General features: G+C 56.4%; 12 protein-coding genes. 10 read left to right on the top strand and 2 right to left on the bottom strand.

Annotated features, from left to right (window positions below):
- Positions 1 to 76 precede the first annotated feature (76 nt).
- The gene (prmB, locus tag PMI23_RS11100; protein WP_007914027.1) at positions 77 to 985 is read right to left on the bottom strand and encodes a 50S ribosomal protein L3 N(5)-glutamine methyltransferase; all 909 of its coding nucleotides are present in this window, start codon (positions 983 to 985) and stop codon (positions 77 to 79) included.
- 239 nt (positions 986 to 1,224) lie between these two features.
- Between prmB and PMI23_RS11095 the strand changes: the two genes are divergently transcribed.
- The 5 genes from PMI23_RS11095 to PMI23_RS11075 all read left to right on the top strand — a co-directional run bounded on the left by PMI23_RS11095 (position 1,225) and on the right by PMI23_RS11075 (position 3,996).
- The gene (locus PMI23_RS11095) at positions 1,225 to 1,815 is read left to right on the top strand and encodes a cysteine hydrolase family protein (RefSeq protein WP_007914026.1); all 591 of its coding nucleotides are present in this window, start codon (positions 1,225 to 1,227) and stop codon (positions 1,813 to 1,815) included.
- Positions 1,816 to 1,945: 130 nt separating this feature from the next.
- On the top strand, positions 1,946 to 2,266 hold the full coding sequence (locus PMI23_RS11090; protein ID WP_007914024.1) for a hypothetical protein: 321 nt from the start codon (positions 1,946 to 1,948) through the stop codon (positions 2,264 to 2,266).
- A gap of 74 nt (positions 2,267 to 2,340) precedes the next feature.
- The gene (locus PMI23_RS11085) at positions 2,341 to 2,898 is read left to right on the top strand and encodes a Smr/MutS family protein (RefSeq protein WP_007914022.1); all 558 of its coding nucleotides are present in this window, start codon (positions 2,341 to 2,343) and stop codon (positions 2,896 to 2,898) included.
- Positions 2,899 to 2,975: 77 nt separating this feature from the next.
- Complete coding sequence (folE, locus tag PMI23_RS11080; protein WP_003204506.1) at positions 2,976 to 3,521, top strand: GTP cyclohydrolase I FolE; 546 nt, start codon at positions 2,976 to 2,978, stop codon at positions 3,519 to 3,521.
- A 103-nt stretch (positions 3,522 to 3,624) separates the two neighbouring features.
- Complete coding sequence (locus PMI23_RS11075; protein WP_007914020.1) at positions 3,625 to 3,996, top strand: glutathione S-transferase N-terminal domain-containing protein; 372 nt, start codon at positions 3,625 to 3,627, stop codon at positions 3,994 to 3,996.
- 165 nt (positions 3,997 to 4,161) lie between these two features.
- On the opposite strand, the gene PMI23_RS11070 is transcribed toward PMI23_RS11075, so the two are convergent.
- Positions 4,162 to 5,328 carry an aminotransferase-like domain-containing protein gene (locus PMI23_RS11070; RefSeq protein WP_007914013.1) on the bottom strand — a complete coding sequence of 389 codons (1,167 nt, stop codon included), beginning with the start codon at positions 5,326 to 5,328 and terminating at the stop codon, positions 4,162 to 4,164.
- A gap of 82 nt (positions 5,329 to 5,410) precedes the next feature.
- Here PMI23_RS11070 and PMI23_RS11065 point away from each other — a divergent pair, with 82 nt between their 5' ends.
- The 5 genes from PMI23_RS11065 (at position 5,411) to PMI23_RS11045 (ending at position 12,691) form a co-directional block, all read left to right on the top strand.
- Positions 5,411 to 5,857, top strand: coding sequence for a MarR family winged helix-turn-helix transcriptional regulator (locus tag PMI23_RS11065; RefSeq protein WP_007914011.1), 447 nt, complete (start codon positions 5,411 to 5,413; stop codon positions 5,855 to 5,857).
- Positions 5,858 to 6,147: 290 nt separating this feature from the next.
- Positions 6,148 to 7,497 (top strand): NCS2 family permease, encoded by a 1,350-nt coding sequence (locus PMI23_RS11060; RefSeq protein WP_007914003.1) that lies wholly within the window; start codon positions 6,148 to 6,150, stop codon positions 7,495 to 7,497.
- Positions 7,498 to 7,587: 90 nt separating this feature from the next.
- Positions 7,588 to 8,217 (top strand): LysE family translocator, encoded by a 630-nt coding sequence (locus tag PMI23_RS11055; RefSeq protein WP_007914001.1) that lies wholly within the window; start codon positions 7,588 to 7,590, stop codon positions 8,215 to 8,217.
- Between the two features lie 531 nt (positions 8,218 to 8,748).
- Positions 8,749 to 12,297, top strand: a complete 3,549-nt coding sequence (locus PMI23_RS11050) for a calcium-binding protein (protein WP_007914000.1) — start codon at positions 8,749 to 8,751, stop codon at positions 12,295 to 12,297.
- A 190-nt stretch (positions 12,298 to 12,487) separates the two neighbouring features.
- Positions 12,488 to 12,691, top strand: a complete 204-nt coding sequence (locus PMI23_RS11045) for a hypothetical protein (RefSeq protein ID WP_007913998.1) — start codon at positions 12,488 to 12,490, stop codon at positions 12,689 to 12,691.
- Positions 12,692 to 12,728: the final 37 nt, after the last annotated feature.

Raw genomic sequence — 12,728 nt, 5'->3', positions numbered from 1 at the left:
TTCGGCAGCTCCTACACTGGAATGCGGTAATCCCTGTAGGAGCTGCCAAAGGCTGCGATCTTTTGCTTTTAACGGGTCAGACGCGGGAGGCGAACAGCGCCTGATGATCGCGGCACTGCTCCGCCGTCAGCATGAACACACCATGCCCGCCGCGCTCGAATTCGAGCCAGGCGAAATCGACTTCCGGGTACAGCGCGTCAACGTGCACCTGGCTGTTACCCACCTCGACAATCAACAAGCCCTTCTCGGTGAGGTGATCCGCCGCTTCGGCGAGCATGCGTCGAACCAGGTTCAGACCATCATCGCCACAGGCCAGACCCAGCTCCGGTTCATGCTGATATTCGTCCGGCATATCTGCGAAATCTTCTGCATCCACGTAAGGCGGATTCGACACGATCAAGTCGAAACGCTGCCCCGGCAAACCATCGAAACCATCGCCCTGCACGGTGTACACACGCTCATCGACGCCATGGCGCTCGATGTTCTGGTTGGCCACTTCCAACGCTTCGAACGACAGATCGGCCAGCACCACTTCGGCGTTCTGGAACTCGTAGGCGCAGGCAATGCCGATGCAACCGGAACCGGTGCACAGGTCGAGAATCCGCGCCGGCTCGGTGCCGATCCACGGCGCAAAGTGATTTTCGATCAGTTCGCCAATCGGTGAACGCGGGATCAACACGCGCTCGTCAACAATGAACGACATACCGCAGAACCACGCCTCGCCCAACAGGTAAGCGGTCGGAATGCGTTCCTCGATACGACGCTTGAGCAGGCGTTGCAGATTGACCAACTCATCGTCTTCCAGCGCGCAATCGAGGTAGCTGTCGGCGATTTCCCATGGCAGGTGCAATGCACCGAGCACGAGTTGCCGGGCTTCGTCCCAGGCATTGTCGGTGCCATGGCCGAAAAACAGATCCTCCCCATGGAAGCGGCTGACGGCCCAACGGATGTGGTCGCGCAGGGTACGAAGTCGGGAAGTGATCACGGGGCAGAACTCCAGAAAAAACGACTGGCAATTCTACCAGCCAAAACGCCTGACGACGACGCAGGAAAAACATCGCGGCGACGGTAGGAGTTTTCTGTTTTTTGCATCAGCTATTGAACAGAACGTGTAACTTGACAAGGCTGCAGGCCAATAACGACGGTGCCTACGATGGTAGCGATTCACAGAACCGCTCCGCCAGAGGACAATGTCGCAAAAGCCCCACCCCAAGGAGCCCCAGAATGTCCGTTCCAAAAACGATGTTTCAACTCAGCGGTCGCGGTTACGCAGCGGCCACACTGAGCCATGCCACCGTGGTCATCATCGATGCCCAGAAAGAATATCTCAGTGGCCCGCTGGCCCTGAGCGGCATGGACGCGGCCGTCGCGAACATCAAACAAGTGGTTGCCGCAGCCCGTGCAGCCGGTCGGCCGATCGTGCACGTGCGTCATCTCGGCACCGTCGGAGGCCTGTTCGACCCGCAGGGTGAACGCGGCGAATTCATCCCGGGCCTCGAGCCACAAGGTGATGAAACCATTATCGGCAAACTGCTGCCGAGCGCGTTCCATGGCACCGAGTTGCTGGACCGTCTGCAAAACCTTGGCTCGCTGGACTTGATCGTCTGCGGTTTCATGAGCCATTCCAGCGTCAGCACCACCGTGCGTGCAGCAAAAAACCTGGGGTTCCGCTGCACCCTGGTGGAAGACGCCTGCGCGACCCGCGACTTGCCGTTCAAGGGCCGCGTGCTCAGCGCCGCCGTGGTGCAGGAAGCTGAAATGGCGATCATGGCGGACAACTTTGCCACCCTCGCGTTGACTCAAGACCTGATCTGATCTGCTTTGATGAGCGGCTCAGCACGCCGCTCATCCGCAAATTCCTCTCATTTGCCGCAAATGCCATAGCCTCAGGAACAACCCGGTCAACTCCCGGTCGAAGGGCCGATACCCATTGAGGAAGGTCGGAATGAAGTTATCCGATGGATTTGACGCACGCCGCTTGCGGCCCAAAGGCCAAAGCAACTGGCGTTTTCGATTTGGCGCGGCGATCGCGGCCATTCTGGCCACGTTCGGCGTGCTGCTGGCGATGGCCGGAGCGGCCAGCCTGCTCGGGCGCCCACCGGCACTCGGTGACTTGAACGCTACGCCGATGGGCTCGGCGATCATTCTGGCAGTCGGTTTGCTGTTTCTGTATTTCGGTGTCGCCCTGTGGCGTCGCTGCCGCCGTCGCGCACGGCAATCGCGGGAACTGAACATGTCCCCGCACCTGATGAAAAAACACGACTGACTCACCGGCCTGGCTTTTTGCCGGGCCGTTTTGTTTCGACTTGGGTAAACTGGCCGCCCTTCGCGGAGGCTGACATGCAAGACGACGATTTTTCCCTGTTCAAAAGTGCGATCCAAGGCGTCAAGCCGATCAAGCACGATCGCGCCGACACCGGTAAACCCAAGGCTGACCGCGCTCAGATCGCCAAGCTGCGCCAGTCCGCCACCGTGCGCACCGATACCGCGACCGTCGATGGGTTGTCCGATCAGTTTGTGATTGATGTCGGCCCGGAAGACGAGTTGATGTGGTCTCGTGACGGCGTGCAGGAAAGTCAGATGCGCAAGCTCAAGGTCGGGCAGATCCCGTTCGAAGGCAGTCTCGACCTGCATGGCATGAGCGTGGAAAAGGCACGCGAGACCTTGTGGGCTTTTCTTGCCGAAGCGACCAAGTTCGAAATTCGCTGCGTGCGCGTTACTCACGGCAAGGCTGTACGCCTGGACGGCAAGCGACCAATGATCAAAAGCCACGTCAACACCTGGTTGCGCCAGCATGCCCAAGTCCTGGGTTTCTGCTCGTGCCAGGCCAGACACGGCGGTGCCGGCGCGGTTTATGTGATGCTCAAACGCACCATGATGGAAGGCCGCGACGAATAATCCCGTTACACCGAACTTGCAGGGTTGTGTCCGCCACCGTACCCTTGCCCTTTGCGAAAATCCCCACAGGTAGTTTCATGTCCCTGGAACAGAATTACACCGCGATTCTCGGCCAATTGGGCGAGGACGTGTCCCGCGAGGGCCTGCTCGACACGCCAAAGCGTGCCGCCAAAGCCATGCAGTACCTCTGCCGCGGTTATGAACAGACGCTCGAAGAGGTCACCAACGGTGCCCTGTTCAGCTCCGACAACAGCGAAATGGTGCTGGTCAAGGACATCGAGTTGTACTCGTTGTGCGAACACCACCTGCTGCCGTTCATCGGCAAGGCACACGTCGCCTACATCCCGAGCGGCAAAGTGCTGGGCCTGTCGAAGGTCGCGCGGATCGTCGACATGTACGCTCGCCGCCTGCAGATTCAGGAGAATCTCAGCCGTCAGATCGCCGATGCTGTCCAGCAAGTGACTGGCGCGTTGGGTGTGGCCGTGGTGATCGAGGCCAAGCACATGTGCATGATGATGCGCGGTGTCGAGAAGCAGAATTCGTCGATGATCACTTCGGTCATGCTCGGTGAGTTCCGTGAAAACGCCGCGACCCGCAGCGAATTCCTCAGCCTCATCAAGTAATTTGCGCCACGAAGAAAACCGGCACTCATCGCCGGTTTTTTTTCGTCCGTGAAAAATCGGGTAAGCTGCGCGCCTTCTCAATTTGCACCGTGAGGCTTTAAACGTGTTCGTCAAAGCGCTTCGTGTCGGCCTCGGCCAACTGGTTATCTTCATCGACTTCATCACCCGCCCGGGCAAGAAACAGCGTCCTGCCGAAACTCAGGCCCAGGTCAACGCCGCCGCGAAAGGCCTGACCCTGTATCAGTTCCATGCTTGCCCGTTCTGCGTGAAAACCCGCCGCACGCTGCGTCGCCTGAATGTGCCGGTGGCGCTGAAGGATGCGAAAAACAATGAGCAGGATCGTCAGACGCTGCTGGATCAGGGCGGCCGGATCAAGGTGCCTTGCCTGCGGATTGAAGAGAATGGCCAGACCACCTGGATGTATGAATCCAAGGTGATTATTGATTATCTGGACAAGCGCTTTGCTGCTGTCTGAGATTATGTGGTGATGCTGATGGCCTCATCGCTGGCAAGCCAGCTCCCACAGGTTTTGTGAACGCCACAGATCACTGTGGGAGCTGGCTTGCCAGCGATTAGGCCCTCTCAGCCACCGCAAATCCCAGTCAAAAATAAACCGGCCCTTGAGCCGGTTTATTTGTTTTCAGGCCGCTTTCTCTAGCTGCGCCCGACGTACCACCGCCGCCAATCGCTTCAGCCCTTCATCCAGCCGCGCCGGATCGATATGGCTGAAATTCAAGCGCAAATGCCCATGATGGTTATCCGGCTCCGGAAAGAACGGCTCCCCCGGCATGAACGCCACGTCATTGGCCAACGCCTCATTGAGCAACGTTCGCGTGTCCAGCGGTTGCTTCAGTTTCAGCCAGAAAAACAGCCCGCCTTGCGGCATGTTCCAATGCGCCAGATCAGAAAAGTGCATTTCCAGCGCAGCTTGGAAAGCATCGCGCCGCTGCCGATAGAAGCCGCGCAACTCACTCAAATGCCGCTGATACTTTTCAGTACCGATCCACTGCAACGCCTGCCACTGACCGATGCGATTGGTGTGCAAATCTGCCGATTGCTTGAGCTTGAGCAGGTGCGGAAACAGATCCTTGCTGGCGATCAGATAGCCGACGCGCAGCCCCGGCAGCAATGTTTTCGAAACCGTACCGGTGTAGATCCAACTGGATTTTTTCAGACGTCCAGCGATCGGTTTGGCGCTGCCGCCATCGAACGTCAGCTCGCGGTAGGGTTCGTCTTCGATCAGAGTGACGCCGAATTCGTCGAGCAATGCCGCCACGGCTGCACGCTTGGCTTCGCTGTAGCGCACGGCGGACGGGTTCTGGAACGTCGGAATCAAGTAGATGAACGCCGGACGATGCTGCTCCAGACGCTCGCGCAGTTGCGCCAGGTTCGGCCCATCAGACTCTTGCGGCACGGTCAGGCAATCGGCGCCGAACAGTTGGAAGATTTGCAACGCGGCCAGATAGGTCGGCGCTTCGAGCAGAATTTCCGTGCCTTTGTCGATGTACAGCTTGGCCGCCAGATCGAGGGTCTGCTGGGAGCCGCTGACCACCAGCACCTGATTCGCCGCGCAATCCAGGCCCAGCGCCCGCGCCTCCGCCGCCAACGCTTCGCGCAACGCCGGCTCGCCTTCGCTCATGCCGTATTGGCCGAGCGCCAGCGGCATGTCCGCCCACTCGACCTTCGGCAGCATGGCTTCGGCCGGCAAGCCACCGGCGAACGACATCACCTCAGGACGCTGGGCAGCGGCGAGGATTTCACGAATCAAAGAACTTTTAAGGCGCGAGACACGTTCGGAAAAAGCCATGGCGGTCACCGGTAGCAAGGGATGCAAAAAATAAGTCAAACTGGTTGACTGAAATTACGACAGCCTGAGCGAGTACGTCAACATGCTTGACCTTAAAAACCCTGCAAGCCAACAACAGGCCATGGAAGCGTTTTTCTTCGGCTACCAGGCGTTCACCGCCAAAGCTGATGAAATGCTGGAACGCCGTGGCTTGTCGCGGGTGCATCAGCGCATTGTGTTTTTCATCGCGCGCTATCCGAATTTGAGCGTGAAAGAGCTGCTGGCCTTGCTCGGTGTGAGCAAGCAAGCGCTGAACATGCCGCTGCGGCAGTTGCAGGAAATGCATCTGGTGGACAGCGTCGCCTCGGAGGCTGATAAGCGTAAGCGCCTGCTGGAGTTGACGGCGGAAGGCGCGAAGTTCGAGCAGGCGTTGCGCCGTGAGCAGGTGAAGTTGCTGGAGCGGGTATTTGCCGAGGCCGGGGAAGCGGCGGTGAATGGATGGTTGGCGGTGAATTTGGCATTGGGGAAAACTCAGACGGCTCTCGATTGAATGGGAATACCTCTCCGCGAGCAGGCTCGTTCCCACAGGGGGACGCATTCCAATGGGGGAGCGAGCTTGCTCGCGCAGGGGCCGGCATAGGCGATATATCCCTATTGACGGAACTTTCGTAAACAAAACCAAAAACAATATTTGCTTTATTTGTACACAAAAGCATAATCCACAGCGTGCGAGTTCCTGACCGCATGGTCAACAAATTCGCGTAAGCCTCAAAGGGCCGCTGCCACCCCTCATGGGTCCGGCCCTGGAAATAACAATAAAACTCTTGAGGAGTACTCGCTGTGGAAAGCCGCAAATCCGAAGCATCGACGCTGGACCTCTCGCCGCCATTACGCAGTGGCTTGCTGGAACGTCTGTTTAAACTCAGCTTGCATGGCACCACGGTGAAGACCGAGCTGATTGCCGGTCTGACAACCTTCATCACCATGGCTTACATCATCTTCGTCAACCCGAACATCATGGCCGATGCCGGGATCGATCACGGTGCAGCCTTCGTCGCCACCTGTATCGCCGCGGCATTGGGCTGCCTGTTGATGGGCCTGTACGCCAACTGGCCGGTGGGCCTGGCACCGGGCATGGGCCTCAACGCCTTCTTCACCTACACCGTGGTCGGCACCATGGGCTACAACTGGGAAACCGCGCTGGGTGCGGTATTTGTCTCCGGTGTGTTGTTCATGATCCTGACCTTCTCGCGGATTCGTGAGTGGCTGCTCAACAGCATTCCGGTCAGTCTGCGCTTTGCAATGGGTGCCGGTGTTGGTCTGTTCCTCGGTCTGATCGGTCTGAAAACCGCCGGGATCGTCGTCGACAGTCCAGCGACCCTGATCAAACTCGGCTCCCTGCGCGAACCCGGCCCACTGCTTGCGGCCATCTGCTTCCTGATGATTGCGATCCTCAGCTACCACCGCGTGTTCGGTGCGATCCTCATCAGCATCATCACCGTGACCCTGGCCGGCTGGGGCCTGGGCATCGTTCACTATGAAGGCATCATGTCGACCCCGCCGAGCCTGGCGCCGACCTTCATGGCGATGAACGTGGCCGGCGTGTTCAACGTCAGCATGATCAGCGTCGTACTGGCTTTCCTCTTTGTGCACATGTTCGACACCGCCGGCACGTTGATGGGCGTTGCCCAGCGCGCCAATCTGGTGAACGCCGACGGCCGTATCGAAAACCTCTCCCGCGCGATGAAAGCCGACAGTGCTTCCAGCGTCTTCGGCGCCGTGGTCGGTGTCCCGCCCGTCACAAGTTACGTAGAAAGTGCCGCCGGTGTGGCCGCTGGTGGTCGGACTGGTCTTACCGCAGTTACCGTAGGTGTGCTATTTATAGCAGCGATGTTTTTCGCACCGCTGGCCGGCATGATTCCCGCTTACGCCACCGCCGGTGCACTGATCTATGTAGCGATGCTGATGATGGGCGGCATGGCCCACATCGAATGGGATGAAGCCACTGACGCCATTCCGGCCATCGTCACTGCGATCATGATGCCACTGACCTTCTCGGTCGCCGATGGCATCGCGCTGGGCTTCATCACCTATGTGGCGTTGAAGGCCGGTACCGGCAAGTACAAGGAAATTTCCGTGAGCCTGTGGGTGCTCTGCGCGATCTTCATCGCCAAGTTCATCTTCTTGTAAGCGTCACGCGGTTCAAGCTTCAACACAGCCTCACCCTGACCGGTGGGGCTTTTGCACATTCTTGAGTACAACAAAAAAAGGAGGAAAGTGATGAGTCTGGAAACCTGGCTGCTGTTCAGCGGCGCTGCGCTGGTGGTGATCCTGATTCCGGGGCCACTGTCGTTGTTGATGATCAGCAACAGTCTGAACTATGGGTTGCGCCGCTCGTATCCGGCATTTCTCGGCGGCGTCAGCGCTTCAATCTGCCTGCTCAGCGCCTCGGCCTTGGGACTTGGTGCATTGTTGCTCGCGTCGGAAAAACTCTTCAGCGCCCTGAAGATCGTTGGTGCCCTGTACCTGTTCTACCTCGCCTGGCAGAGCTGGCAGCAATCGCGTCAGCCCTCGGTCGGCGCCGAAGTACCACAAGCAGCGCCGGTGCCACGTTTCCGCACGCTGTTCGGCCGCGCTTTTGTGCTGGGCGCAAGCAACCCGAAAGACATCCTGTTCTTCGCCGCATTCCTGCCGCAGTTCCTCAACGCCGAACAACCGTTCCTTGCGCAGTTGCTGGTGATGATCGCAACCTGGACAGTGCTCGATCTACTCTGCAAGCTGGCCTACGGACTGGGTGCCCATGGCGCTGCCCGTTATCTGCGCAGTGGTAAAGGCCAGAGCTGGTTCAACCGGATCAGTGCCGGTTTGTTTGGCGGTGCCGGCGCGGCGTCCTTGCTTAGTAGCCACTGAAACGCTGGCGGGCTCATCCTCACTGAATCAGCCCGCCGTGTTACACGCAGCCTGGAGAATCGCTCTCCTCCAGTTACGTTAAACGTATTGCCTCGTTTGCCTTCGCTTCAAGACATATATACCGCACGCGGCCACTGACTTTTCCGCCCCCCCTGACTGCCGAGTTCACTCGGCGCCACGTTGCACATCCGGCTTTCATGGATGCCGATTCAACAAGTCTGTTTAAAAATCCCGCTGGCGTCAGGTCGCTGTCGCCACTTGTGTACCCTGCCTGCGAAACAAAAAATTACTGCGTCAACCCGACGACAAGGTCGTATCACGATGGCGACTTGATTTTTTAGTGTGTTCTGGATGGAAAACAACAAGTAACTCTCATTTGAAACAAGAAGATTCATAATTATTCAAACCGCTGAATTCCTTTCACTTATTTAATTGCAACACATCAGCTCTTTACTCGCACTACATGAAGTTATATCTCTATCTGCAACGTTGCCCTGCATGCTGCAGACTATATTGAACAAGGATGTTTCAATGTTAAAACCCATACCGGTTAAAAGCCACTATGCCCAGTTTGACACCTTCGAAGTGTTGGACATCGGCGTGCAAACCAATGAACGCACCGCCGAAACAATCGACTTCGAAGCGACGGGCGCCGATGATGCGGGAAAGACGCCTGCCTCGACTGGCCAACGAAAGCCCGGTCAGCTCAAGATGCTCGACGAGCTGTTCGGACCGTTCAAAATAGGTTCATACACAGTGACACGCCGAGCGCTGGATGCTATGGGAGCGACCATCGATGGCGAGCCGCTAACCGGTCATAACACCCAGTTCCGCCGGCCAAGTCGATCGTTCGTCAACGCCCTGCAACTCAGTTATGCCGCCATCGAACAGCGCATGAAAGTCTCCACCTTCGGTGATGACTATTTGCTGCCTTCCTTTTTGTTCGAACTCGCCAGTCTGCGTCCTTCCACTGCCCTTCCGGTCATCAGCGAAGACATCGGGACAAGTGTCGAGGATGGCGGATACGCGAAAAAAATGGCTCGCCTGTTGAAGTCGGCGCAGACCCTCGATTTGCACTTGGTCTATTCAAGCAAGCGCAGCAATCCGGACTGGCTCATCATCAAGAACCATTCCATGATCGGCGCCAGTGTCGGCATTCAGGCTTTTGGCATATTCATGGGAATTCGCGGCATTTACGATGCCGTGAAGAATAATGATCAGGATGAAATCATTTTCAACGGCATCGGGATCGGCACCGAGGTGGCCTCGATTATCACCGACGTAGCTGTGACCAAAGTCGGCCAGCGCATGATCGAGGCAGGCAGTGGCGCCTTGAGCGACTTCACCAAAACCCGTGCCGGGATCCGCCTGGGTCGTTCCGGCGGACTCATTGGCGGTGCACTGACATTACCGTTCGATATCTACAGCGCCGTCAGAGAATTCAACGCCGCCAGCAATAAAACCGGCAAAGAGGCCATGGATCATTACGTCAGCGGCGGTTTGAACATTGCCAGTGCCGCTATGACCGTCATTCTCGGCAGTGCCGCCATGGCCGGTTTTTCCTTCGCCGGCCCGGTCGGCCTCGCGGCGGGTGCGCTGATGGCGATAGGATCGCAGGTCTACGGTGCCGTACGCATGGTGGATGAAATCGATGACTACATCGAACTCACCGTTGAAGAGCGCTGGCGCACCGGATGGTTTTCCTTTCTGCCATTGAAGGACATAGACCAGGACATCAAAAATCGTTACGAACTGGCCAAAGCCAAAATCGAAACCGCCAAACGAATGCAAGCGAGCGCCAGCCAGATACTCAACGAGACGCAGAAGGACACCATCGAAGCCGTCGTGCATGGCCGTTATGAAGACCGCCTGACGAAAAGACGCAAGCGCGTAAAACACTGGTGGGGAGTCGAAACCATGCCGATTGACTACGTCCCTGAAGTAGTCGGTCTTGACGATACCATTGACGCTCGCGACGGCGTAACGGCTCAAACCCCTGGTGCCGTGTTGGGAACGCCGGGGAAAACCAAAGGCATTTTGTGGCTGATCGGTAGTGGCAAAGACACCATCACCGGTGTCGCGGAAAAGCCTAATGCCTTTTATTACACGGAAGGCATAAAGGATCTCACGGGGGGCGACAAAGATGACAGGTTCACTGCCCAGGATGCGGCGGATGACCTGGCAAGATATATCGAAAGCAGTGAATTTTCCCGACTCGACGGCGGTGCCGGCAGCGACACTTTGATATTGGATGGCAACCAGTCGCATCCGATCACCGGCCGTGGCTACGCCATCGATCTGGCGGCGGGCACCTTGCGCATCTATACGCCGAACCCGGATGCGTCTGTAGTGGATGGCGAGACGTACTCGCTCAAGACACTACTCGAAAGCGTTGAAAACGTTCAGACGCTGCAAAACGGAAGAAGCATTGTCACGGGCACCGCAGCACCCAACGTGATTTCCTCAAGAGGCGCAGACACCATTAATGCTGGCGCCGGTAACGACTCGATTTATATGTACAAGGCAAACGCCACCGCATTCGGTGAATCGGGAGTGGATTTTTATCACGTGGAATTGGCGGAGGGTTCAGTTCTCATCTCGGAAGATGGCGTAGACGAAAGCAAGATATCGCTGGGCTGGCGAATGGACCAGATCGAGAAATGGGAGGTGGACAGATGCCGTCTTTCCATCGAAGTGAGCTTCGACTTTCATTACGGTCGCCGAAGCAAAATAGTCATCGATAACGTGTACAAAAAAACCGACGGGCGTCGGGTTTTGCACAATGACAAATTAATAATCATTACTCGCGATGGATATCACCTGAAACCGGATCTGCCCAAAACAATCGAACACGACCATCCCGTCAAGATACACACAGAAAAAACCAAAGGGGGACGCCCTGAACCAACGACCTTTGTCCACGCAACAGTGTGCAATGTACCCACCCGACAAAACACCCACTATTACGTTCAGCGCTACAACCTGCACACTCAATTCATAACCGGCAGCTCCGCCGATTCCAATTACGGCACGCGCATCTTTCTTGATTACGACTATGCCGAAATGACCAGTGCACATGTTGCTTTTGCCACCACCCCCGCCATTTTGATGAACGAAGCGGCGGACAAAGACAAGGTCAATGTCTCGTGTGATTTTCTGTTCTACTTCGGCAAGAGCCTGTTGCAGATCGCCGGCGTCGGCCAGTATTCAGAAACAACACTCGATGCTGCCCTGAAAAACCTCGCAGCCAGCGTCTCTACCCATGGCTATCAGCTGGTATTTCGCGATGGAAAATCCCATACGCTGATCCTGGAGAAAGAGTACGCCGTACCTCCGGCACACTATAAACACAGCGTTGTCGCCAATACACTGACCAGTCATGACTTGCGTTTCCCGCTGAGAACCCACGACAAAGCGGTTTTCGAATTACCCGTATCCCTCACGGAGAAACTGGATCACGTTTCTTCCTGTGTCAGGTTCTTGCCTTTAACCGAACAAACTGCAATCGAAAACTTTGCGGGTGCAGGTGCCACCTATACGATGCATTTGCGCGAAAACAGGGTGATACGGATTTCGACGCCGGGCGGCCTGGCAACTGCCAAAGTTCGGTTGAACAACTCATCCACCTGGCAAATCGATGCGACGCAAATCAAAGATTTCAAGATCGTATTGTCCGGCAATCAGCTGTACATCGGAACGGTCACTCTGCATCTACCGCAGTACGGTCCTGACGATCTGATTGATCAGATTTTTGTCATCGGACCAAAAGGCGTGATACATACCGTAGACCTGACTTTCGACCGGATTTATATCGACAGCCTCGACGCCAGATATTTTGAACCGCCTACGATGGAAGATTTGCCCGAGGAATTTTCCGCGCTTGCTCAACGCGAACTGTACGTGCGCAACATTGCATTGAGCGACGGTACTCGAGGCAGATTGAAGTACAACCTGGCGAACCGTAAATGGATTCTGGACAGTAACAAATCTCGGCAAATAACTTATTCGCAGCTGGAAATTTTCAATCGTTGCAACCATAAGTCAAAGCGGGTGCCGCCACTGTCACTGCCCGATAATTGACCACTGGCCAAACGACGTCAGCGCCTGAATAAACCGGTCCTCGGGCCGGTTTATTGTTTTCAGGCTGCGTTTTCCAGCAGCACCCGCCGCGCGCAATACACAGCAACAACCCGTTGATATACAGCGTTCAAAAATCGATCGTATTATCACGCCTCGCCTGACAAAAACCTGCCAGAACAAGGAAGTTCAGATGGCCACCACCGTACGCAAAGCGTCATTGGCAACAGCAAAAATTACTGACGCCGTCGTCATCACAGATATGCGCTTTGAAAGCGATGAGCACAATGCTTCGACCATTGATCGCAAACACAGCACTGATGAAACAACGAGCAAAAAAACCAAAAGCAAAGTAGATCAGTTGAAGCTCGCCGACTCAGTGTTCGGTCCGCTGTAACCATCAAGATCTCACCCTCTTCACGCCGCCGCCCTTG

It is taken from the genome of Pseudomonas sp. GM24, from assembly GCF_000282235.1.
In the GTDB taxonomy this organism is placed as follows: domain Bacteria; phylum Pseudomonadota; class Gammaproteobacteria; order Pseudomonadales; family Pseudomonadaceae; genus Aquipseudomonas.
Note: the sequence above shows the minus strand (reverse complement) of the source record. Positions and strands in the feature narration are given on the sequence as shown.